Source organism: Streptomyces sp. NPDC006332, assembly GCF_040612855.1.
Taxonomy (GTDB): Bacteria; Actinomycetota; Actinomycetes; order Streptomycetales; family Streptomycetaceae; genus Streptomyces.
This window is the reverse complement of sequence record NZ_JBEXRA010000007.1, coordinates 160,198-182,005: the sequence shown is the minus strand read 5'-3', so window position 1 is coordinate 182,005 and position 21,808 is coordinate 160,198. Positions and strand designations below refer to the sequence as shown.

The window sequence follows — 21,808 nt, the reverse complement described above, 5'->3', positions numbered from 1 at the left end:
GAAGGCCGGTTCCCGGTGACTCAGGTCACCGGGAACCGGCCTTCCTGGTCACCGGGGACGGTCCGGGGGAACGCCCGCCGGTAGGTGCTCGGCGACACCCCGATCTGCTTGAGGAAGTGGTGGCGCACGTTGTTCGCCGTGCCGAGGCCACTCAGCTCCCCGATCCTCTCGACGGGCAGGTCCGTCGATTCCAGCAGGCTCTGGGCCCGGGCCAGGCGCTGGTTGAGGAGCCACTGGAGCGGAGTCGTCCCGGTCGCCGCCTGGACGCGCCGGTGGAGGGTCCGCGTGCTCATCGCGGCGCGCTGCGCCAGGTCCTCGACCGTCAGGGGCTGGTCCAGGTGGGCGCGGGCCCAGTCCAGTACGGGCCCCAGGCCCTCGTCGTCGGAGGTGGGCACGGACAGGTCGATGAACTGCGCCTGTCCGCCGGGTCGGTGGGCGGGCACCACCATCCGGCGGGCCAGCTGATTGGCGACATGGGCGCCCAGGTCACGGCGTACCAGATGGAGGCAGAGGTCGAGTCCGGCGGTCAGCCCGGCACTGGTGAGCACGTCGCCGTCGTCCACGTACAGCACCGAGTCGTCGACCCGCACCTTCGGGTAGCGCTCGGCCAGTTGAGCCGTGTGCATCCAGTGGGCGGTGGCCCGGCGTCCGTCGAGCAGCCCCGCCTCGGCGAGCGCGAAGGCGCCGGTGCACAGGGACACCATGCGGGCGCCCGCGTCGGAGGCCTCGCGCAGGGCCGTGATCAGTGCCGGGGGCAGCGGCCGGCCCTCGTCGACGCACGGGTCGGGCACCGACGGCACGATGACCGTGTCGGCGGCGGCGAGGTCGGCGAGCCCGTGCCGGGTGCGCAGAGACAGCGCCGCCCCCGTTGGCGAATCGCCCTGCGGGCCCTCTCCGGTACCGCACAGCCGCAGGTCGTACCAGGGATCGGCCAGGTCGGGCTGCGGCGTGCCGAAGACGGTGCACGGGATGCTCAACTCGTACAGGTCCCAGGAGGGGACCTGGATGTCCTCGGTCACGACCACCGCGACGGAGCCAGGATGCATGCCTCGAAGGGTATGGCAGGAATTTGGTGGTCACCGTCACCAGCGTCACTGTTTCCGGTCGCCGCGCGCTGCGATCTTGGTCCTACGTGACCAACGCACGCAGACGTAGAGGGAGTTGTGGCATGCACGCTGATCGCACGGCGGTGACCGTCATCGGACTGGGCTCGATGGGCTCGGCACTGGCCGCCGTCTTACTGGAGCGGGGGCACGAGACCACCGTGTGGAACCGCTCCGCGCACAAGGCCCGGTCACTGGTCGACCGAGGAGCCCACCTGGCCGCGACACCCGAGGAAGCCATCGCGGCCAGCCCGCTGATCATCGCCTGCGTGGCGGACCACCAGGCGCTGCACGCCGTTCTGGACCCGGCCGCCGACCGCCTCGCCGGCAAGGCCCTGGTCAACCTCACCTCCGGCACCCCGGAGCAGGCCCACGAGGCCGTCGCCTGGGCTCGGTCCCACGCCGCGGACTACCTGGACGGCGCGATCATGACCACCCCGCCGGGGGTCGGCAGCCCCGACATGATGTTCCTCTACAGCGGCTCACCCGAGGTCTTCGAAGCCCATCGTCCGACCCTCGCTCTGCTGGGCGACCCCCTGCACCTGGGCACCGACCCGGGCCTGGCCTCCCTCTACGACGCCGCCCTGCTGGGCCTGATGTGGTCCACCATGACCGGCTGGCTGCACGGCACCGCGCTGGTCGGCGCGGAGAAGACACCGGCCACGGCCTTCACTCCCGTCGCGGTTCGCTGGCTGACCGCCGTGGCCGGCTTCCTGACCACCTACGCGCCCCAGGTGGACGCCGGTCACTACCCCGGCGACGACGCCACCGTCGACGTACAGATCGCGGCCATCGACCATCTCCTGCACGCCGCGTCCGCCCGCGGCATCGACAACTCCCTGCCCGAACTCCTCAAGTCCGCGATGGAACGGACCCGGGCCGCGGGCCACGGCGCGGACAGCTTCGCGAGTGTGATCGAGGTTCTGAGGAACCCGGCGAAGGACGCATGACCCCGGCGGGTCAGTCCACGGTGATGGAGTCCAGCTTCGCCCGCAGATACACGTGGGAGTCGACGGGTTCGTACGCCACCCGGCCCACCGGCGTCGGGACGGACTCCACCCGGGTGCCCGGTGTGCACTCGCCGAAGTAGACCAGGGACATCAGCTCCTCGGCGGGCGCGTCGGGCGGCGGGGGAAGGACCCGGTGGCGTCCGGACCGCCAGCGGTCGCCGGTCCAACGGGCCAGCAGGTCACCGACGTTGATGGTGAACGCGTCCGGGTCGTAGGGCGCGTCCTCCCAGCCGCCCTCGTCGGTGTACACCTGGAGACCGCCCTTGCCGGCCTGCCGGTCGAGGATCGTCACCGTCCCGAAGTCGGTGTGCGGGCCGATGCGGAACTGGCCCGGCTGCGGGGTGCCGACGACCTCGGTGCCCGGGTACCAGTTGATGTTGAAGCCGTACGTCGGATGGTCCATGTGCCGGGAGAAGAAGTCGGGTTCAAGGCCGAGCGCTTCGCCGAGCAGGGACAGCAACTCCTTCTCCAGTTCGGCCATCCGCGCCAGGTACTCCTCGCACAGCGGCCGGAGCTCCGGCGCCTGAGCCGGCCAGACGTTCGGCGCGTACCACTCCGCGTTGACGACCGGGTCGTCGAACGGCTCGTGCGTCGCGAAGGTCAGCGACTCCTTGAGGTCCGGCGGCGTCTCGGTCCCCTCCGCGTACCCGTTGGCCTCCGCGCCCGGCCCCAGCCAGCCGCGCCCGCCGACCCTCGCCGCGTACGGCTGCTTCGCCTCGGCGGGCAGCCGGAAGAACGTCCTCGCGGCCTCCCGGATCCCGGAGCGCAGGGACGGGTCCACCCCGTGCCCGGTGACCAGCAGGAACCCGGCGGTCTGGAGGGCCTCGTCCACGGTCCGGGCGATGCGGGCGCGGACGTCCGGGGAACCGTTGAGCCAGGGCTCCAGATCGATCGTGGGGATGCGGGGGCTACTCACCGATGTCCTCGTTCCACAGAGCAGGGTTCTCGCCGATGAACTCACGCATCATCCCGACGCACTCGGGATCGTCGAGCAGCACGATCTCCACGCCGTGCTCCGCCAGCCAGTCGTGCCCGCCGTGGAAGGTGACCGCCTCGCCGACGACGACCCGTGAGATGCCGAACTGGCGGACCAGACCGGAGCAGTACCAGCACGGGGAGAGGGTGGTCACCATCGTCGTACCGCGATACGACTTCTGCCGTCCCGCGGCCCGGAAGGCCGCCGTCTCCGCGTGCATGGACGGGTCGTCGTCCTGGACGCGCCGGTTGTGGCCGCGCCCGAGGAGCGTGCCGTCGCGGGAGTAGAGGGCGGCGCCGATCGGGATGCCGCCCTCGGCGAGCCCGGCGCGGGCCTCATCGACGGCGGTGGCGAGCCATGCGCGGGCCGTCGCTCGATCAATGGGGTCAATGGGGTTCACGTCCTCGCCCTCCTGTGACCACTCTCCCGTGACCGAACCCTGAGGACAACGAGCTTGGACCGGGCGAGGACACCGGGGGGTGACTTCGACGGTCGGGCTTCGGACGGTGGCCCGATAGTGGGAGAGTCTGGGACACTCCGCACAGCGGCAGCCGAGAAGGGCACAGCACAGAGGTGCCTCGGGGGAGCAGGGGGGTCGCGATGACCGTGGGCTGGGTGTCACTGATCGTCGGCGGGGTGGTGGTGGTCGTCGGACTTCCGGCGAGCTGCCTGCAGGTGATCCCGCAGGCGAGCGCGGCCATTGTCGAGCGCTTCGGCCGCTACAGGCGGACACTCAACGCGGGACTCAACATCGTCGTCCCGTTCATGGACACCGTCCGCAACCGCATCGACCTGCGTGAACAGGTGGTGCCGTTACCGCCCCAGCCGGTGATCACCCAGGACAACGTGGTCGTCAACATCGACACCGTCTTCTACTACGAGGTGACCGACGCCAGGGCCGCGACCTACGAAGTCGCCAGCTACATCCAGGCGATCGAGCAGCTCACCGTCACCACGCTCCGCAACATCGTCGGCGGGATGGACCTGGAGCGGACCCTGGCCTCCCGCGAGGAGATCAACGCGGCCCTGCGCCATGTCCTCGACAAGGCCACCGGCAAGTGGGGCATCCGGGTCAACCGCGTGGAACTGAAGGCCATCGAGCCGCCCACCTCCATCCAGACCGCGATGGAGGAGCAGATGCGCGCCGAGAGCGAAAGGCGTGCCGCCATCCTCCGCGCCGAGGCTGACCGGCAGGCCGCGTTGATCCAGCTGGAGACGGAGCGGGCCGTGGCCGCGGCGCGCGGCGCTCAGGTCAGCGCACGTGAGCGCGCGTCGGCGTACGTCCCGGCCGACTACTCCCCCGTACACCAGCCACTGCACCGCGAAGACCCGCGCCGACTGGGCCACTACCGGCTGACGGCACGGCTGGGACAGGGCGGGATGGGGACGGTGTATCTCGGGGTGACCCCGGGGGAGCGTCTGGTCGCGGTCAAGGTGATCAAGAAGGACTTCACCGAGGACCCCATGTTCCGCAAGCGGTTCCGCCGCGAGGTCGACTCCGTGCAGCGGGTCGGCGGATTCCACACCGCACCGGTGGTGGCCGCGGCCCCCGAGGGCGACCCGCCCTGGCTGGCCACCGAGTACATTCCCGGCCCCTCACTGCACGACCTGCTCAGACAGGTCGGCGCGCTGCCCATCCGGACGCTGTACACCCTCGCGCTCGGGATCGCCGAGGCGCTCGACGGGATCCATGCCTGCGGCATCGTCCACCGCGACCTCAAGCCCAGCAACATCATCGTCTCCGGCATGGGGCCGCGCGTCATCGACTTCGGTCTGGCCCGCGCCCTGGACGGCAGCAAACTCACCCGCTCCGGTCATGTCGCCGGGACTCTGGGGTTCCTCGCACCCGAGCAGCTCACCGGGGTGACGGTCACCCCGGCGGCCGACCTGTACGCGTTCGGCATGGTGCTGTGTCACGCCGCGGGTGCCGCGCCCCTCAAGGACGGTGAGACCCTGGAGTCGGCCCTCGAGTTGCTGCCGACCCGGCTGGTCCGTGTCATCACCCGTTGCCTCGATCACGATCCGGCACACCGGCCGACGCCCACACAGGTCCTCGCGGAGCTCTCCCCGAGCCCGGCCCCCTCCGAGGACTGGCTGCCGCCCCACATCCGCGCGATGGTCGACCTGCACAACCGCCCCACCGCGTCCGCGTCCTGAGCGTCCGTCCGCCGCACCTGCGGCAGTTGGGCCCCGGGTGTATGGCGAGAGGGTCGTGACCATCGTCGTACCGCGATACGACCTCTGCTGTCCCGCCGCCCGGAAGGCCGCCGTCTCCGCGTGCACGGAGGGGTCGTCGTCCTGGACGCGCCGGTTGTGTCCGCAGCCGAACGGGGTGCCCTCGGCGCCGTACAGAGCAGCGTCGATCGGGATGCCGCCCTCGGCGAGCCCGGCGCGGGCCCCCTCGACCGCGGTGGCGAGCCAGGTACGGGCCCGGTCCTTGTCGAGCCGGTCGATGTGCTGCATGCCTTCACTCCCCTGTGGCCGCATCACGAGGGCAACGTGCGGCACCAGGACAGGTCCTGGGCCCGGCGTGGCCTGACGCCCGCTCAGCGCAGCGTGACCCGGCTGGTCCCGTTGTACGGCGCCATGCACAGGACCGTCTCAGGGGTACGCAGGAGGTCGTCCTCGGTGAAGAGTGTGCGCGCCGCGTCGAAGGGTACGTCGTCGCCCGCGACCAGGGACACGCGGTCGTAGAGCTGGCGGGACGCTTCGGGCAGGGGTTCGCCGAACTCGCCGTCCTCTCCCCATACGTCCCACAGCAGTGTCTCCACCTTGTTCAGGGCGGCCAGGTCGAGCCGGATGTTCCCGGCGACGAACCGTTCCCCGAACAGCGGCCCCTGCTCCGGCGGATGAAGCCCGAAGGTCCTCGGGTCCGCCCCGCCCTCGCGGATGGCCCGCCACGCCTTGCCGGCGACGAGGAAGCGGTCGCGCGGAACGTCCATGGGGTCGAAGTCGGCGTTCCAGTGCCGGGTGATGTCCGGGTCGGTGAGCTGGGCGTCGGCGAGCAGCCAACCGCGTTCGGTGTCCCAGTACTCCGTGACCACGTGGTCACCGTGGAAGCCGTCCGTCCCGAAATAGTCGGCGAAGCCGGACCGCAGCCGGGCCGGGACGCCCACGTGGCGCAGGAACGAGCAGTGCAGCAGCGCGAAGTCGCGGCACACCCCGACGAACCGGTCGCCCACCTCACGGCGCCGGGTCAGCAGGGCGTCGTCGCGGGCGACGATGATGCGCAGGATGTCGTCGGTGTAGCGGGTCTCGGCGTCGTTGTGAAGCCGGTCGGCGGGGTGGGCGTACGCGAAGAGTTCGCCCTCCAGGCGGTGGATGAGCAGATCGCGGACCACACGGGCCAGTTGTGCGGGGTCGCGGGGCAGGCCGCGGTAGCGGTGGGAGAGGTCACCCGGGTCGGAGAAGGCGCTCTGGGCCGCGTAGAAGTCGAGGGGCATGATCGGCCTCCGAAGGCGTCATCGACCACGTGTTCGATTCGGGTCGGTGCACCTCACCGTGCCAAAATCTCCCCGGAAATGTCCAGAGACCTCGACGAGCCGCCCGTCGCACGTCTCCTTCCGCCTCCGCCTCCGCCACTACGGAACTCGCCGTTCGGCGAGGCGGGCCGGAGGCGCACGCGGGCGTCGAGGCCGCCGCCGGGGGCGGAGTGCAGGGTGATCTCGCCGCCGGAGGCACGGACCAGGTGGCGCACGATGGGCAGGCCGAGGCCGGTGCCGTCGTGGTGGGAGTCGGAGGCACGCCAGAACCGGTCGAAGGCCCGTTCCCGGTCGGCCGCCGGCAGGCCGGGGCCCTGGTCGACGACGTGCAGCTCGGCGCCGGGAGCGCGGGTGAGGGTGAGGGTGGTGCCGGGCGGGGAGACCCGCAACGCGTTGGCGACCAGGTTGTCGACGACCTGCTCCAACGCCCCCGGGATGGCCCAGACCCGGCCCGCCGACGTCCCGGTGACGGCGACGGCGACGTGCTGTTCGGCGGCGAGCGGCTCCCACATCGCCGCGCGGTCGGCCAGTACGGCGTCCAGGTCGGTCGGCTCCGCGGTGGTGGCGGTGTTCTCCAGGCGGGCCAGGGCGAGCAGCCCGTGCACCATACGGCCCAGCCGTTCGACCTCCGCCACGGCCTCGTCCAGGCTGTCCAGGGCCCGCGGGTCGAGATAGGGCTCGAAGTTCTCCAGCCGCAGCCGCAGCGCGGTCAGCGGGGTTTTGAGCTGGTGGGAGGCTTCTCCCGCGAACGCCTGCTGGGCGTCGAGCAGTTGCCGCAGCCGGGTGGCGGTGTGGGTGAACGAGGCGGCCAGTTCGCGCAGTTCGGGCGGGCCCCGGGTGGCGTCGGGCGGGTTGGTCAGGCGGCCCTCGGCCAGCTGGGTGGTGGCGCGGTGCAGGGTGCGCAGCGGGCGGGTGATCCAGCGGGCCAGCGTGAAGGCGACCAGCGCGACCGCCGCCAGGATGCAGGCGCCGACCAGGGCGAGGACGAGCCAGATCCGGTGCACCCGCTCGGTGACCGTCGTCATCGGGTACGTCAGCCGCAGCGCCCCGCGGATCGTGGTGCCGGAGGCGCCGGGCTGCGTGGAGTACAGGACCTCGTCGCCGTCACCCCCGTCGTCGGTGCCGGTGGTGGGCCGGTTGTCCAGCGCGGCGGCGATGTCCGGCTCGGCGGACAGGTTCGTGCCGGTGCGGACGGCGGAGCCGGAGGCGGCCAGTACGACGCCCGTCCTGTCGACCACGACGGCTCCGCCGCCGGTACGGGCGGTGTAGTCGCCGATCACGTCGGGCAGTTCCCCGGTGTTTCCCTCCTCGATGTTCTCCTCGGTGACCTCGGCGAGCATCGTGGCGTCCCGCTCGACGGTCTGGGCGAAGCGGGAAGTCTCGCCGCGGGCGTAGAGGTAACCGAGCGGGATCTCCAGCCCGGCCAGGACGAGCAGGGCCAGGGCGAGGTAGCTGTACAGCAGTCGCCGGGTCATCGGGGTGTCTCCGGCGGTATCGCGGACGCGGGCTCCCCGGGCACGGTCAGCCGGAAGCCGACGCCGCGCGCGGTCGTGATCCAGCCAGGGTCGCCCAACTTGCGGCGCAGGGCGGCGACATGGGCGTCGAGGGTCTTGGTGGGTCCGAAGAAGTGCGGGTCCCACACCGCGTCCATGATCTGCTGCCGGGAGTGCACCGCCCCCGGGTCCTGGGCGAGGAAGGCGAGCAGATCGAACTCCCTCGGGGACAGGGCGACTTCGCGGCCCGCGACATGGATCTGCCGGGTGCGCCGGTCGATCCGCAGCGGCCCGAGCTGCTGCGGGGCGGGAGCCGCGGGCGCCGCGGCGGGGGCGCCCGGTCCCGGCGGCCCGGCCGGGAGGGCGCCGGTGCGGCGGGTGACCGCGCGGATGCGGGCCACCAACTCCCGTACCCCGAAGGGCTTGGCCATGTAGTCGTCCGCGCCGAGTTCCAGGCCCGCCACCCGGTCGGCCTCCTCGCCCCGCGCGGTGATCATGATGATCGGGATGGGCGAACGGGCCCGCAGGCTGCGGCACACGTCCAGGCCGTCCATGTCCGGCAGCCCGAGGCCGAGCAGCACCAGGTCGGGCGAGCTGTCGGAGGTGAGCCCGGCGGCACCCGTGCGGACCCGGTCCACAGTGAACCCGTACCGGCCCAGCCCCTCGGTGAGGGGTTGGGCGATCCGGTCGTCGTCCTCGATCAAGAGCAGCCGCATGGCGACAGGCTCGCACAGCGGTGTCACGGGAGTCGTGGTGTTCACGAGAAGCTGCCTGGTCCGCGGTCCGGCCAGGGATCAGTTGGCCTCTCCCGCTTCCTCCGTCCCCTCCTCCTTGGTCTTGACGACCTTGTACGTCGCGGGGTCGAGATAGACCTCGATCTCGCTGCCGTCCGCCTTCTTGACCTCCACGGCGTACGTCCCGGGATTCTCCGCGTCCTCCTCGGACTTGAGCACCGTTCCCGGGTGGGCCGCCAGCGCCGCCGCCTCGGCCTTCTGCTTGGCCTCGCCGGTGAGCGGCTTCTCCGCGGCGTCGCCGCCCTCCGCCGCCTCGTTCCCGGCGCCGCCCTCGGCGGGAGCGGCCGCCTGGGTGTTGCCCGCGCCGGCGGCCGAGTCACCGGAGTCGGATCCGCCGCCACAGGCGGTCAGGGCGAACAACAGGACAGCGGCGGGAACGGCGGCCAGGGCACGACGGGGCATTGCACGCATGGGGTCTCTCCAGAGCGGTAGGGACGCGGGGTCCGGGGGCCGGACTTCCGGGGGGAACGTCAACGACCCTAGGAACCCGCCGTCGAGAGCAAGCCCAGAGAACGGACAGCGGCAGACCAGCAAACTGCCAACCTTCGTCGGCGGACACGCCCGGCGACCTGTCCCGATCACCGCGGCACGTGCGGCAGTTGGGCCCCGGGTGCGCCGACCTTCCTGACAACGCCGTCGCGGTGGTGGCGGCTGCCTGCGGCGAGTCGCGTGAGATCATCCGTCCATGAGCAGCGACCTGGAAGTGAGTGCTCTGGCGATCAACGTCACGATTCCGCAGGCGCTCCGCTGGACGGACACTCGACGCGATGAAGTGTTCCAACTGACCACACTCAACATCCGGCTTCTCCCGGACGGTCACCTCGCGGCAAAGGCCTATGGACGACCAGTCGGCGGTGGTCGGGGTGCATACGTCTCGTTCCCTGTCCCGGACACACCCGAACTGGCGACGCTGGTCGTCGACGCTGCCGGCCGCGCCGGGGCGTTGTGGGCCGCCCATCGTGGTCTCGGCTGAGCTGGGTTCGACCCGAAGGCGGACGGGCGGGTTCCGTCACCTCTGCCTCTCCAGCACCGCGTAGTCCGCGAAGCTGCGGCGGTAGCGCAGGTGCCGGGTCTCCTGGGTGTGTCGGCGCTGCCACTCCTCGACCTCGGCCGGCGCCTGGCGCGGGCCCGAACTCGCCCCGCAGTCCGCCTCCTCGCCCGACACGCAGGACGCATCGTACTCCGGCTGCGCCGAGGCGTCCTGCACGATGGAGTACGGCACGTACCGGAAGATCCGACGCCCGGCGGTCGGAGCCTCTCCGTATTCCCGCCCGGCGGCCTGAGCACCTCCGTGGTCCCGGCCCTGGTGCTGACGCAGCAGCACGTTCGCGTCCGTCTCCGCGCTCCCCTCGAACGCGGCCCGCGCCTCGTCCCGGCGGGTCGCCAACTCCTCGCAGGTCCCGCAGCCGGGGACCGGTACGGGCGGACGGGACACGTCAGTCACCTCGCGCGGCGCCGCCAGGCCCTCCCGGAAGCGGTCGTTGAGCGCCTTCACCCCTGCACTCAGCCGTTCGTCCTGCGTCGCCGTGCGGATCCGCGCCGGGTCCGCCTGCCACTCCCGGCCACCGCCGACGGGGCGCAGCATCACGTACGGGCCCACCCTGTCCTGGTACTCGCCGACCCTGCGCGTACACGGGTCATAGACGAGCGTTCCCGGTTCCAACCGCTCAGGCATGTGCAACTCCGACACCTTTCGTAACTCTGGGTGTATCGAGCGTCGCTCACGGGAACGGGGCGTTCAATGCCTGGCGTGTGCCAGTGGGGCACTGTCACGGAGGGGGAGTGGTGAGCCGACGCAACGCCGACGCGGGGTCGGGGAGCGGTACGAGTTCGGCCGCCGTGTTCGGCGAGGTGCTGAAGCATTTCCGCGAGGCGGCCCTGCTCACGCAGGAGGGGCTGGCCAAGGAGATCCCGTGCGACCGGTCGCACGTCGCCCGCGTGGAGTCCGGCACGCGAGTTCCGCAGGACACGTTCGCGAAGAAGTGCGACGAAGTGCTGGGCACGGGTGGGGTGTTGGCGCGGCTGTGGGGGAGGATCGACTGGTATCCGCAGGTGGAGCATCCGGACTGGTTCCGGCGGCGGGCCGAGATGGATGAGGTGGCGATTGCTCTACGGGAGTACCAGGAGCGCGTAATTCCCGGCCTGTTGCAGACGGAGGAGTACGCGCGCGCCCTGTTCTCGCGCCTCGTGAGCGGTGAAGATCTGGAGGAACGCGTCCGAGCCCGACTGAGCCGCCAGAGGCGCTTCCTCGCGGACGACGGTCCGTTCTACGCCGTTGTCCTGGACGAGAGTTGTCTCCGCAACGTGATGGGCAGCTCGGCCATCATGCAAGACCAGTGCGAGCACCTGATCAGTGTTGGCCGGAGTCCCAACGTCCATATCCAGGTGGCCCCCTCCGACCGGCTGGGATTGGCCCGCCCCAGTGGCTCCATGTCGTTGATCAAACTGCCCGACGGGCATGAGTGGGTGTACTCCGAATCGTTGGACCGGGGCCATTTCAACGACGATCCAGCCGTCTACGCCCGCCATAGCCAGACCTATGATGTGCTCAGGGCCGACTCTCCGTCAGCCCCCGAGTCTGCCGCTCTGATCAGCGACGCGATGGAGAGGTACGAGCATCATGGACAGGCCCGAGCTCAGCGCGGCGATCTGGATCAGGAGCAGCTACAGCGACGCCAACGGCGGCAACTGCATCGAAGTCGCCCCCGGATTCCCCACCGTCGTCCCCGTCCGTGACAGCAAGACCCCTGACGGCCCTGTCCTGGTCGTCGGCCGCGCCGCCTGGGCCGCGTTCATCTCGCGTCTGCGCTGACCCCAAGTAGCCGCGGCTCCCTCACTCGTCCCCGGGATCCTCGCCGCGCTTCTTCCGGTCCTCGTCGCCGTCCTCGCCCTTGCCGCCACGGTCGCCCTTCTCGTCCCTCAGGGACTTGAGGAACTCGGGGTTGTCGTCGGGCGCCACCCACTGCCGTCCGCCGCCCCGGCTCCACGGCGATCCGGCGGAGCCCGTGAGACCGCCCGTGCCGCCCGGGTGCCGCTTCCTGCCCGCGATCAGCCAGGAGATCGAACCGGCCAGCGGGAACACCAGCACGAGGATCGCCCACAGCGGCTTGGGCATGTGGCGGACGTCCTCGTCCTTCGTGCTGATGCAGTCGATGAACGCGTACACGCTCAGCGCCAGTGGCACGAGGAACATCAGTACCCGGAGCATGGGGCCTCTCGGTTGAACGGTCGTCGGGGCCGCCGGCAAGGACCCCAGGTACCGGGCCAGCCTAGTCGCTCGGGGATACTTGACCGCATGGCTTACGACGATCTTCGTTCCCTGCTCAGGGCCCTGGAACGCGAGGGCGACCTCAAGCGGATCAAGGCCGAGGTGGACCCGTACCTGGAGGTCGGGGAGATTGTCGACCGGGTGCAGAAGTCCGGCGGCCCCGCGCTGCTCTTCGAGAACGTGAAGGGCTCCGACATGCCCCTCGCGATGAACGTCTTCGGGACCGACCGACGGCTGCTGAAGGCGCTCGGCCTGAAGTCGTACGGCGAGATCTCGGAGAAGATCGGCGGGTTGCTGCGGCCCGAGCTGCCGCAGGGGTTCATCGGTGTGCGGGAGGCCTTCGGGAAGCTCGGCGCGATGACGCACGTACCGCCGAAGAAGGTGAAGGCCGGGGACGCGCCGGTGCAGGAGGTCGTGCTCCAGGGCGACGACGTGGACCTCGACCGGCTGCCCGCCCTGTTCACCTGGCCGAAGGACGGCGGCTCCTTCTTCAACCTGGGGCTCACCCACACCAAGGACCCGGAGAGCGGGATCCGCAACCTCGGGCTCTACCGCCTCCAGCGGCATGACAAGCGCACCATCGGCATGCACTGGCAGATCCACAAGGACAGCCGCAACCACTACCAGGTGGCGGCGAGGCGGGGCGAACGCCTGCCGGTCGCGATCGCCTTCGGGTGCCCGCCTGCCGTGACGTACGCCTCCACCGCCCCGCTCCCCGGGGACATCGACGAGTACCTCTTCGCCGGGTTCCTCGCCGGCAAGCGGATCGAGATGGTCGACTGCAAGACCGTCCCGCTCCAGGTGCCCGCGCAGGCGGAAGTCGTGATCGAGGGCTGGCTGGAGCCCGGAGAGATGCTGCCCGAGGGCCCCTTCGGCGACCACACCGGCTTCTACACCCCGCAGGAACCCTTCCCTGCGCTGAAGATCGACTGCGTGACGATGCGGAAGCGGCCGCTGCTCCAGTCCATCGTCGTGGGCCGCCCGCCGACGGAGGACGGACCGCTCGGCCGCGCCACGGAACGGTTCTTCCTGCCGCTCCTCAAGATCATCATCCCGGACATCGTGGACTACCACCTGCCCGAGGCGGGCGGCTTCCACAACTGCGCGATCGTCTCGATCGACAAGAAGTACCCGAAGCACGCCCAGAAGGTGATGCACGCCGTCTGGGGCGCCCACATGATGTCCCTGACCAAACTGATCGTGGTCGTCGACGCGGACTGTGACGTCCACGACCTGCACGAAGTCGCGTGGCGGGCGCTCGGCAACACCGACTACGCCCGTGACCTGTCCCTGGTCGAGGGCCCCGTCGACCATCTCGACCACGCCTCCTACCAGCAGTTCTGGGGCGGCAAGGCGGGCATCGACGCGACCAGGAAATGGCCCGAGGAGGGCTACACCCGCGACGGCGGCTGGCCCGACATGGTGGAGTCGGACCCGGATACGGCGGCGAAGGTCGACCGCCGCTGGAAGGAGTACGGCCTGTGAGCAGCGCGTCAGCCGCACTTCCGCAACCAGGACGCACCAAGGCGTTCCTGCGCTTGGTGATGATCGAGCACTCGGTCTTCGCCCTGCCCTTCGCGTACATCGCCGCACTGACGGCCATGTTCCAGTGGGACAGGAACATCCACTGGGGCCGCCTGCTGCTGGTCACCGTCTGCATGGTGGGCCTGCGCACCTTCGCCATGGCGGTCAACCGGATCATCGACCGCGAGATCGACGCGAGGAACCCGCGTACGGCACACCGCGAACTCGTGACCGGCGCAATGTCGGTCCGCCACGCCTGGACGGGCGCGCTGATCGCGCTGGTGGTCTTCCTGGGCTCGGCGGCCCTGCTGAACCCGCTGTGCCTGGCGCTCGCCCCCATCGCGGTGATCCCGATGGTGGTGTACCCGTACGGCAAGCGGTTCACGAACTTCCCGCAGGCCATCCTCGGTCTCGCGCAGGCGATGGGCCCGGTCGGCGGCTGGCTCGCCATCACCGGCGAGTGGTCCTGGGACGCGGTGATCCTGGGCCTGGCCGTCGGTATCTGGATCGGCGGCTTCGACCTGATCTACGCCTGCCAGGACGTGGAGACCGACCGGGAGATCGGCGTGCTGTCGGTCCCGGCCCGCTTCGGCATCCCGGCGGCCATCTGGGGAGCGCGGGTCTGCCACGCGCTCACCACGGCGTTGTTCGTCTGGTACGCGGTGGCGACGGACGCGGGCACGTTCTTCTGGCTGGGCCTGATGATCGTGGCGGGCGCCTTCGTCTACGAGCACTCGATCGTGCGCCCGCATGACCTGTCCCGGCTGAACAGGGCGTTCTTCAGCGTCAACGGCTTCATCGGCATCGCCCTGTTCGGGTGCGCGCTGCTGGATCTGCTGGTGCGGGGTCTGACGGTGTAGGCACCGGCGCGTGGGGCCGCCGCCCCGTAGAGTGCGCTCGACGACAGCGGGTCCCCGACCTCCAGGAAGACGCCCCGATGTATGTGAGCCAGATCCTCGTGCGGGACGTCAGATCGTTCCACGACGATCGCCGCGCTGTGCTGGACCTCGCACGGCCCGACGGCTCCTATGCCGGCTGGACCGTCCTCGCGGGCCGGAACGGATCCGGCAAGACGACACTGCTGCGGGCCATCGCCCTGGCGCTCGCGGGACCGGACAACGCGCGACGACTGGTGCCGGGCTTTGAGGCGTGGGTCAGTGACGGCGCACGTTGGGGTGACTCGTGTGTACGGGTCGTGCCGGATCCGGAGCTGGACGCTCGGGGTAACTGGCCTGAGGGATCACTCCTCGCGGAAGCCTCCGACAGCCCGTTCTGGTCGGAGCTTCGCTGGGAGCAACGGACGCCACGGCAGCCGCACGAGGCACGACCCGGTGGCCGCGGAGCGGGTGCTGCCCGGATGGAACCCGCGCTCTCGGCGAGCAACGGCCTGGACACCCAGGGCGGTGACGCGTTCGCCCCTGGGGGCATGTGGGACTCACAGCCGACCGGATGGCTGATGGCGGGGTACGGAGCCTTCCGGCGGCTGTCAGGAGGCGAGGCCCGTCCGCGCAACAAGCCCCGTGCACTCGCGCTGACCCGCCTGGACACTCTCTTCGACGAGGATGTGTCCCTGGCCGATGCCGTCAGTTGGCTGGTCGGCTTGCACCTGCGTGCCTTGGAGGGCGATGAGGCCGCCCGCGAGTTGAAGTCCACGGCGCTCGCGATCCTGGGCGACGGACTGCTGCCCGACGACTGCCAGGTGGTGGACGTCGACTCGGAGGGGCTCTGGGTCGAACGTGAGGGCCGACGCTATCCCCTGCGCGAGATGAGCGACGGACTGCGGACGGTCACCGCGCTGGTTGTGGACCTGCTCCGACAGATCTACGAGACCTACGCCGCCGCACGCGAAGCGGGTGTCACCCTGGCCGCGTTTCGGGACGGCCGCGTCGTGCTGCCGGTTCCGGGCGTCGTGCTGATCGACGAGGTCGACACCCATCTGCATGTGTCCTGGCAGCGTCGCATCGGCCCTTGGCTGACCGCGCACTTTCCCCGCATCCAGTTTCTGGTAACGACGCACAGCCCGTACATCTGCCAGTCCGCGGATCCTGGTGGTCTCATCCGACTGCCCGGCCCCGGTGAGCGGGTGGGGCCGCAAGTGGTGGACGAGGATCTGTACGAACGCGTGGTGTACGGCAGCGGGGACGACGCCGCTCTGTCCGAGTTGTTCGGGCTGGACAGTGCCTACTCGGAGAGGGCGGAGGAACTGCGCGCAGAGCTGGTGGCGCTGGAAGGAGCCGTTCTGCGTGGCACGGCCGACCAGGCGGCGCTGGCACGTTATGCCCGTCTGAAGGGGCTCCTGACCAGCTCGCCGTCCGCTCGGCTCGATGAGATGTCCGCTCGCCTGTCGTTGCTGGCTGAGGAAGGGGCACGCCCGACGAACGGGGGACGCGGCGAGTGATCAGACTGGTGCGGATCCCCCTGCCGCGGCGGACAGAGGAGTATCTGGAGCGGTACGGCGCCCGAGTGGAGGCCGCGACCGATCCCAGGACGGTGGCCGACGCCTTGTGGAGCCGCAACACCACCGTGCGCACCAGGGTGCACCCGCAGTTGAAGCAGACCCTTGGGCGGATGGCTCCGGGCCACGAGAGGTGCATGTACTGCGGTGACAACCAGGGCTGCGCCATCGACCACTTCGAACCGCTGGCGGTCAACCCGCTGCGTGCCTTCGACTGGGCCAACCACCTCCTCGCCTGCACGATCTGCAACAGCCACTTCAAACGAGGTGAGTTTCCTCGTGACGAACACGACGGCAGCCCTCTTCTGCTTGACCCGACCGGTGATGAGCCCTTGCACCATTTGCATCTGAACCTGGCGGCAGGTTCGTACAGCGAACTGAGCGCCAGAGGAGCCGCCAGTATCGAGGTCCTGGGCCTGAACCGGCCCCTTCTGGTCAAGGGCCGCAGGGATGCCTACACGCGAGCGGTCCTGTTCCTCGGCCAGTGGCATCGTGCATGGCGGAGCCGCGACGGGCGCAGGGCCGAGGAGATTGTCCGGCTGGCCTGGAACCAGCCCTTGGCGGATGTGCTGGCGTCGATGTTCCACCAGGCGGCACACCCCGCGGCCGCCGCGCTCTTCGTGGGGGAGGAGGAGCTGCTCACCTTCCTGACCGACCCGGAAGTCCGTGCGGGCTTCGGCTCCGTTCCTCCCGCCGACGCCGAAGCGGACGGGGCAATGCCTTAGCGTTGCGTGGTACGTCTGTCGTTGGGGTGCACCGGCACACCGGTGTGGGACAAGGAAACGGGGCACAGTGTCAACGTCCGTGTACGAGGTGTTCGAAGCAATCCGAACCCGTGAGGACAATAACCGCGACCGCGGAACCCGCTTCGAGCAGCTGATGGTCGAGTATCTGCGCAAGGACCCGCAGTGGACCGACCAGTTCTCCCAGGTGTGGATGTACGCGGATTGGCCGGGCGCAGCCGATGACCGGCGGGATCTGGGGGTCGACCTGGTCGCCCAGGATCGCGCCACCGGCGGCTACTGCGCGATTCAGTGCAAGTTCCACGAGCCGGACCACCGCGTGGAGAAGCGGGACATCGACTCCTTCTTCGCGGCCTCCGGGAAGGGGGTCTTCACTCGACGCCTGATCATCGCCACGGCGGACCACTGGAGCCGTAACGCCGAGGAGATGCTCGACGACCAGCAGATCCCGGTCCAGCGCATTGGCCTCCCTGACATCGAAGCCAGCCCCATAGAGTGGCACCTCCCCCCGTCGGGCACGAAAGGTGTACAGCTTGCTCTAAGCCCCCGTAAGCAGCTCCGCCCGCATCAACAGGAAGCGGTGGATGCCGTCTTCCAAGGGTTCTCCTCCGGCCACGACCGCGGCAAGCTGATCATGGCCTGTGGCACGGGCAAGACCTTCACCAGCCTGAAGATCGCCGAGCGGCTGCATGAGGAACGCCGTGGCGCCGGGCAGGGCGAGCGCACAACGGTCCTCTTCCTCGTCCCGTCGATCGCGCTGCTGTCGCAGTCCCTGCGTGAATGGACCGCACAGGCCGAGGTGCCGCTCCATCCGTTTGCCGTCTGCTCGGACTCGAAGGTCGGGAAGGCGGTGGGTGGCCCGCAGAGGCAAGGCGACGATGACGACCGGGACATGGCCGTCCATGACCTGTCCCTCCCGGCCACCACCAATCCCGCCCGCCTGATCGCTCAACTCGAGAAGGCAGGCGGCAAAGACGGTCTGACGGTCGTGTTCTCCACGTATCAGTCCATCGGTGCCGTGTCCGAGGCGCAGAAGCTCGGGCTGGACCGGTTCGACCTGGTGCTGTGCGACGAGGCCCATCGCACCACTGGGGCAACCGTGGCGGACCGGGACGAGTCTGCGTTCTTGCGCGTACACGACGACACCTTCCTGGGCGCCGACCGCCGCCTCTACATGACGGCGACGCCCCGCGTGTACGGCGAGGAGGCAAAGGCCGACGCCGACCTCGGCACTGTCACGCTCGCCTCGATGGACAACGAGAGCCTCTTCGGACCCGAGTTGCACCGCCTCGGTTTCGGCCGTGCCGTGGAGCGCGGGCTGCTTACCGACTACAAGGTCCTCGTGCTCACCGTCGAGGAGAGCGCTGCCGCGGCGGCGCTCCAGCAGTCCCTCGCAACCAGCGACCACGAACTGTCCATCGACGACGCGGCGAAGATCATCGGCTGCTGGAACGCCCTCGCCAAGCGCACCGGCTCCTTCGCCGACGGTACGGAGTTCGGAGCGGACGAGGCGCCGATGCAGCGTGCCGTCGCCTTCGCCCGGTCCATCGCAGACTCCAAGGCAGTCACCGAGCACTTCTCCGCCATCGTCGACGCGTACGAGGGCGCCGACGAGGACATGCTGCACTGCGATGTCGGGCACGTCGACGGCACCATGAACACCCTTGAGCGCAACCGGCTCCTGGACTGGCTCAGGCAGGACCCCGGCCAAGGGCGAGCCCGCATCCTGTCCAACGCCCGCTGCCTCACCGAGGGCGTCGACGTCCCCAGCCTGGACGCGGTGCTCTTCCTCAACCCTCGCAACTCCCAGGTGGACGTCGTGCAGTCGGTGGGTCGCGTCATGCGCACGGCCCCCGGCAAGAAGTACGGCTACATAATCCTTCCGGTCGCCGTCCCAGCAGGCAGCACGCCCGAACAGGCCCTCGCCGACAACAAGCGTTTCAAGACGGTCTGGCAGGTCCTCAACGCTCTGCGTGCCCACGACGACCGCTTCAACGCGATGGTCAACCAGATCCGCGTGAACGAGGCCCGCCCGGACAAGCTGGCCTTCGCGCACATCGGTGCGGCCGATTTCGAGCCGGGTGACGAGGGCGAGGACCGCAACGAGTCCGAGGCACGTGCCGCGCAGCGGGCGACCCAGTTGATGTTTGCCGTCGACGACTGGCGGGACGCGATCTTCGCGCGTCTGGTCAGGCGTGTGGGCCAGCGCCGCTACTGGGAGGACTGGGCCCGCGACATCGCCGGCATCGCCGACCGCCATGTAACTGCGATCACCACGGCACTGGGCGATCCCGGCCGGCGCACCGCGTTCGAGGAGTTCCTCGCCGAGCTGCGCCGCACGATAAATCCTGGCGTCACCGAGTCCGACGCCATCGACATGCTTGCCCAGCACATCGTCACGAAGCCGGTCTTCGACGCCCTCTTCAAGGACTACGGCTTCCTCGACCGCAACCCGGTCTCCGTGGCCATGCAGAAGATGCTCGAAGAGCTGGAGGGTCAGGGCCTGGAGGCGGAATCCAAGGACCTCCAGGGCTTCTACGACTCCGTACGCGAGCGCGCGGAAGGACTTGACGCCCACGGCCGTCAAAAGGTCATCGTCGAGCTGTACGACAAGTTCTTCCGCACCGCCCTGCCCAAGACCTCCGACCAGCTCGGCATCGTCTACACGCCCGTCGAGGTCGTCGACTTCATCCTCCGCGCCGCCGACCAGGCTCTCGCCGCGCACTTCGGCACCTCCCTGTCGGCACCGGGCATCCACGTCATCGACCCGTTCACCGGCACCGGCACCTTCCCCGTGCGCCTGCTCCAGTCGGGCCTCATCCGCCCGGAGGATCTGGACCGCAAGTACGCGACGGAACTGCACGCCAATGAGATCGTGCTGCTCGCGTACTACCTCGCGGCCGTCAACATCGAGGCCGCATACCACGACCTCGCGGGCCTCTCCGCGGAGGACGGCTACCGTCCCTTCGACGGGATCGTCCTGACGGACACCTTCCAGCTTGCGGAGTCGGGCGACGGCCAGCTCGACGGCATGGACGTCCTGCGTGCCAACAGCGCCCGTGCGCGCAAGCAGCTGGACCTGCCCATCAAGGTCCTCCTGGGTAACCCGCCGTACTCCGTCGGCCAGGACAGCGTCAACGACAACAACCAGAACGTGAAGTACGAGGCGCTCGACCGCCGCATCGCTCAGACGTACGTGGCTCGCTCAGCGGTCGGCAACAAGAACAAGCTGTACGACTCTTACATCCGAGCCATCCGCTGGGCCGCCGACCGCCTCGGCGACGAGGGCGTAATCGCGTACGTGTCCAACGGCGGCTACATCGACGGCACGTCCGCGGACGGGCTGCGCAAGTGTCTGGTCGATGAGTTCGACGCGGTGTACTGCTACAACCTGCGGGGCAATCAGCGCACTGCCGGGGAGCAGGCACGCCGCGAAGGCGGAAAGGTCTTCGGCTCAGGTAGCCGCAACACCGTCGCGATTCTTGTGCTGGTCAAGGGCGGCGCGGCGGCCCGGGAACGGGAGGCCGGCCAGGTGCCGGTCGTGCACTACTACGAGGTCGAGGACTATAAGACGCGGGAGGAAAAGCTCGACCTGCTGGCGTCCCAGGATCTGCGCACGGTGCCGTGGCGGACCATTACTCCTGACACCAACGGCGACTGGATCAACCAGCGGGACGAGAGCTATGCAGCGTTCCGGGCCATTGGGGACAAGGACAAGGTCGGCCGGGAACAAGCCGTGTTCCGGGAGTACTCCAGCGGCCTCAATTCCGCCCGCGACGCGTGGGTGTACAACTTCTCCGCCGAGAAGGTCCGCACGAACATGGAGTCGATGATCGGCTTCTACAATCGGCAGGTGCTGGGCTTCAAGAAGCACTGCCAGGACAGGGGCCTGCTCGCGCCGAACGCGAAGGACGCAGAGGCGTGGATCGACATGGACGCGACGCGGATCAGCTGGAACCGCGGGGACAAGACTCGTCTGGCGAAGGGGGAGACCTATCAGTACGCCGTTGAGCGGGTGGTGACGTCGTCGTACCGGCCCTTCACCAAGCAGTGGCTGTACTTCGACTCCAAGCTGAACGACATGACGTATCAGCTGCCTCGGATGTTTCCGGGGGAAGAGGGAGAAAACTTTGGCTTCTACAGCAACGGTGTCAACGCGACCGCCGTCCCAGCGGTCCTCGCGGTCGGTCACGTTCCGAACCTGGATGTGTTCGGCAAGGGCGGTTATTTCTTCCCCCGCTACACCTACCGGGATCTCAAAGCGGACGACGGCCTTCCCTTCGGTGATGGTGAGGTCGGCATCCAGCGGGTCGACAACATCACCGACGCAGCGCTGAAGGGCTATCAGGACGCCTATGGCTCCGGCGTGTCCAAGGACGACATCTTCTACTACACCTACGCGCTCCTGCACTCCTGGCAGTACCGCGACCGCTACGCGTCAGACCTCAAGAAGGCCCTCCCACGTATCCCCATGGTGCAAGACTTCCTCGGATTCGCCGCCGCAGGGCGGGAGCTGGCGGAACTGCACATCGGCTACGAGAACGTGCCTCCGCATCCGGGAGTGGCCGAGGAGTTCAAGGGCAACGTGAGCGGTGTTCCGGCGAGCGAGCTGTTCCGCGTGACCAAGATGAAGTTCGGCAAGGTGGGCAAGGAGACGGACCGTACGCGGATCATTTACAACGGCCGTCTCACACTCACGAACATCCCGGAAGAGGCATACCGATACCAGCTCGGGGCCCGTTCGGCGATCGAGTGGATCATCGACCGCTACCAGGTAAAGAAGGACAAGCCGTCCGAGATCACCAACGACCCTAACGACTGGTCCGCCGACCCGCGTTACATCGTCGACCTGCTCAAGCGCATCGTCACCGTCAGTCTGGAGAGCATGCGGATCGTAGACGGTCTGCCGCCCTTGGAGCTCATCGAAGGCTGAGCTGTCCGGCAACGAGGCCCCGGCGCC

19 protein-coding genes and 2 pseudogenes are annotated in these 21,808 nt (G+C 69.2%); 11 read left to right on the top strand and 10 right to left on the bottom strand.

Annotated features, from left to right (window positions below):
- Window positions 1–20: 20 nt before the first annotated feature.
- A complete protein-coding gene (locus ABZ027_RS09485; protein WP_356766060.1) occupies window positions 21–1,046 on the bottom strand; it encodes a helix-turn-helix domain-containing protein in 1,026 nt (341 codons plus the stop codon).
- Window positions 1,047–1,168: 122 nt separating this feature from the next.
- Between ABZ027_RS09485 and ABZ027_RS09480 the strand changes: the two genes are divergently transcribed.
- Window positions 1,169–2,053 (top strand): NAD(P)-binding domain-containing protein, encoded by an 885-nt coding sequence (locus tag ABZ027_RS09480; RefSeq protein WP_356766058.1) that lies wholly within the window; start codon window positions 1,169–1,171, stop codon window positions 2,051–2,053.
- 10 nt (window positions 2,054–2,063) lie between these two features.
- Here ABZ027_RS09480 and ABZ027_RS09475 read toward each other — a convergent pair whose 3' ends face one another.
- Window positions 2,064–3,029: a 2-oxoglutarate and iron-dependent oxygenase domain-containing protein gene (locus tag ABZ027_RS09475; protein WP_356766056.1), complete on the bottom strand. Its 966-nt coding sequence runs from the start codon at window positions 3,027–3,029 to the stop codon at window positions 2,064–2,066.
- Window positions 3,022–3,480, bottom strand: coding sequence for a nucleoside deaminase (locus tag ABZ027_RS09470; RefSeq protein WP_356766154.1), 459 nt, complete (start codon window positions 3,478–3,480; stop codon window positions 3,022–3,024). The genes ABZ027_RS09475 and ABZ027_RS09470 overlap by 8 nt, the downstream gene beginning before the upstream one ends.
- Before the next feature lie 209 nt (window positions 3,481–3,689).
- Here ABZ027_RS09470 and ABZ027_RS09465 point away from each other — a divergent pair.
- Together ABZ027_RS09465 and ABZ027_RS09460 are read left to right on the top strand one after the other, a co-directional pair.
- Window positions 3,690–4,421 (top strand): annotated as a pseudogene (locus ABZ027_RS09465) (paraslipin); the annotation flags it as partial.
- Window positions 4,404–5,246, top strand: a complete 843-nt coding sequence (locus ABZ027_RS09460) for a serine/threonine-protein kinase (protein WP_356766152.1) — start codon at window positions 4,404–4,406, stop codon at window positions 5,244–5,246. The pseudogene ABZ027_RS09465 and the gene ABZ027_RS09460, both read left to right, overlap by 18 nt.
- 42 nt (window positions 5,247–5,288) lie before the next feature.
- Here the strand turns inward: ABZ027_RS09460 and ABZ027_RS09455 are convergent.
- From ABZ027_RS09455 to ABZ027_RS09435, 5 genes and pseudogenes are all read right to left on the bottom strand, one after another.
- A pseudogene (locus tag ABZ027_RS09455) lies at window positions 5,289–5,552 on the bottom strand (nucleoside deaminase); the annotation flags it as partial.
- A gap of 83 nt (window positions 5,553–5,635) precedes the next feature.
- Entirely contained in the window at window positions 5,636–6,532 is an 897-nt protein-coding gene (locus tag ABZ027_RS09450; RefSeq protein WP_356766054.1) for a transglutaminase domain-containing protein, read from the bottom strand.
- Between the two features lie 53 nt (window positions 6,533–6,585).
- Window positions 6,586–8,046, bottom strand: a complete 1,461-nt coding sequence (locus ABZ027_RS09445; protein ID WP_356766052.1) for a HAMP domain-containing sensor histidine kinase — start codon at window positions 8,044–8,046, stop codon at window positions 6,586–6,588.
- Window positions 8,043–8,780 carry a response regulator transcription factor gene (locus tag ABZ027_RS09440; RefSeq protein ID WP_356766050.1) on the bottom strand — a complete coding sequence of 246 codons (738 nt, stop codon included), beginning with the start codon at window positions 8,778–8,780 and terminating at the stop codon, window positions 8,043–8,045. The genes ABZ027_RS09445 and ABZ027_RS09440 overlap by 4 nt, the downstream gene beginning before the upstream one ends.
- Window positions 8,781–8,858: 78 nt before the next feature.
- Window positions 8,859–9,269 carry a PepSY domain-containing protein gene (locus ABZ027_RS09435; RefSeq protein WP_356766048.1) on the bottom strand — a complete coding sequence of 137 codons (411 nt, stop codon included), beginning with the start codon at window positions 9,267–9,269 and terminating at the stop codon, window positions 8,859–8,861.
- Window positions 9,270–9,543: 274 nt separating this feature from the next.
- On the opposite strand from ABZ027_RS09435, the gene ABZ027_RS09430 reads away from it, so the two are divergent.
- Window positions 9,544–9,831 carry a hypothetical protein gene (locus ABZ027_RS09430; protein WP_356766046.1) on the top strand — a complete coding sequence of 96 codons (288 nt, stop codon included), beginning with the start codon at window positions 9,544–9,546 and terminating at the stop codon, window positions 9,829–9,831.
- A 36-nt stretch (window positions 9,832–9,867) separates the two neighbouring features.
- Here ABZ027_RS09430 and ABZ027_RS09425 read toward each other — a convergent pair whose 3' ends face one another.
- Window positions 9,868–10,533, bottom strand: a complete 666-nt coding sequence (locus tag ABZ027_RS09425) for a hypothetical protein (protein WP_356766043.1) — start codon at window positions 10,531–10,533, stop codon at window positions 9,868–9,870.
- A 110-nt stretch (window positions 10,534–10,643) separates the two neighbouring features.
- Here ABZ027_RS09425 and ABZ027_RS09420 point away from each other — a divergent pair, with 110 nt between their 5' ends.
- A complete protein-coding gene (locus ABZ027_RS09420; protein ID WP_356766042.1) occupies window positions 10,644–11,594 on the top strand; it encodes a helix-turn-helix transcriptional regulator in 951 nt (316 codons plus the stop codon).
- Entirely contained in the window at window positions 11,551–11,670 is a 120-nt protein-coding gene (locus ABZ027_RS09415) for a DUF397 domain-containing protein (RefSeq protein ID WP_356766150.1), read from the top strand. Before ABZ027_RS09420 ends, ABZ027_RS09415 begins: the two co-directional genes overlap by 44 nt.
- A gap of 21 nt (window positions 11,671–11,691) precedes the next feature.
- Here the strand turns inward: ABZ027_RS09415 and ABZ027_RS09410 are convergent, their stop codons facing one another.
- Entirely contained in the window at window positions 11,692–12,066 is a 375-nt protein-coding gene (locus ABZ027_RS09410; protein ID WP_356766040.1) for a PLD nuclease N-terminal domain-containing protein, read from the bottom strand.
- 87 nt (window positions 12,067–12,153) lie between these two features.
- Between ABZ027_RS09410 and ABZ027_RS09405 the strand changes: the two genes are divergently transcribed.
- The 5 genes from ABZ027_RS09405 to ABZ027_RS09385 all read left to right on the top strand — a co-directional run bounded on the left by ABZ027_RS09405 (window position 12,154) and on the right by ABZ027_RS09385 (window position 21,781).
- On the top strand, window positions 12,154–13,611 hold the full coding sequence (locus ABZ027_RS09405; RefSeq protein WP_356766038.1) for a menaquinone biosynthesis decarboxylase: 1,458 nt from the start codon (window positions 12,154–12,156) through the stop codon (window positions 13,609–13,611).
- The gene (mqnP, locus tag ABZ027_RS09400; protein WP_356766036.1) at window positions 13,608–14,510 is read left to right on the top strand and encodes a menaquinone biosynthesis prenyltransferase MqnP; all 903 of its coding nucleotides are present in this window, start codon (window positions 13,608–13,610) and stop codon (window positions 14,508–14,510) included. The genes ABZ027_RS09405 and mqnP overlap by 4 nt, the downstream gene beginning before the upstream one ends.
- A gap of 77 nt (window positions 14,511–14,587) precedes the next feature.
- Entirely contained in the window at window positions 14,588–16,048 is a 1,461-nt protein-coding gene (locus ABZ027_RS09395) for an AAA family ATPase (RefSeq protein ID WP_356766034.1), read from the top strand.
- A gap of 65 nt (window positions 16,049–16,113) precedes the next feature.
- Window positions 16,114–16,830, top strand: coding sequence for an HNH endonuclease (locus ABZ027_RS09390; protein ID WP_356766032.1), 717 nt, complete (start codon window positions 16,114–16,116; stop codon window positions 16,828–16,830).
- A gap of 67 nt (window positions 16,831–16,897) precedes the next feature.
- Complete coding sequence (locus tag ABZ027_RS09385) at window positions 16,898–21,781, top strand: type ISP restriction/modification enzyme (RefSeq protein WP_356766030.1); 4,884 nt, start codon at window positions 16,898–16,900, stop codon at window positions 21,779–21,781.
- Window positions 21,782–21,808: the final 27 nt, after the last annotated feature.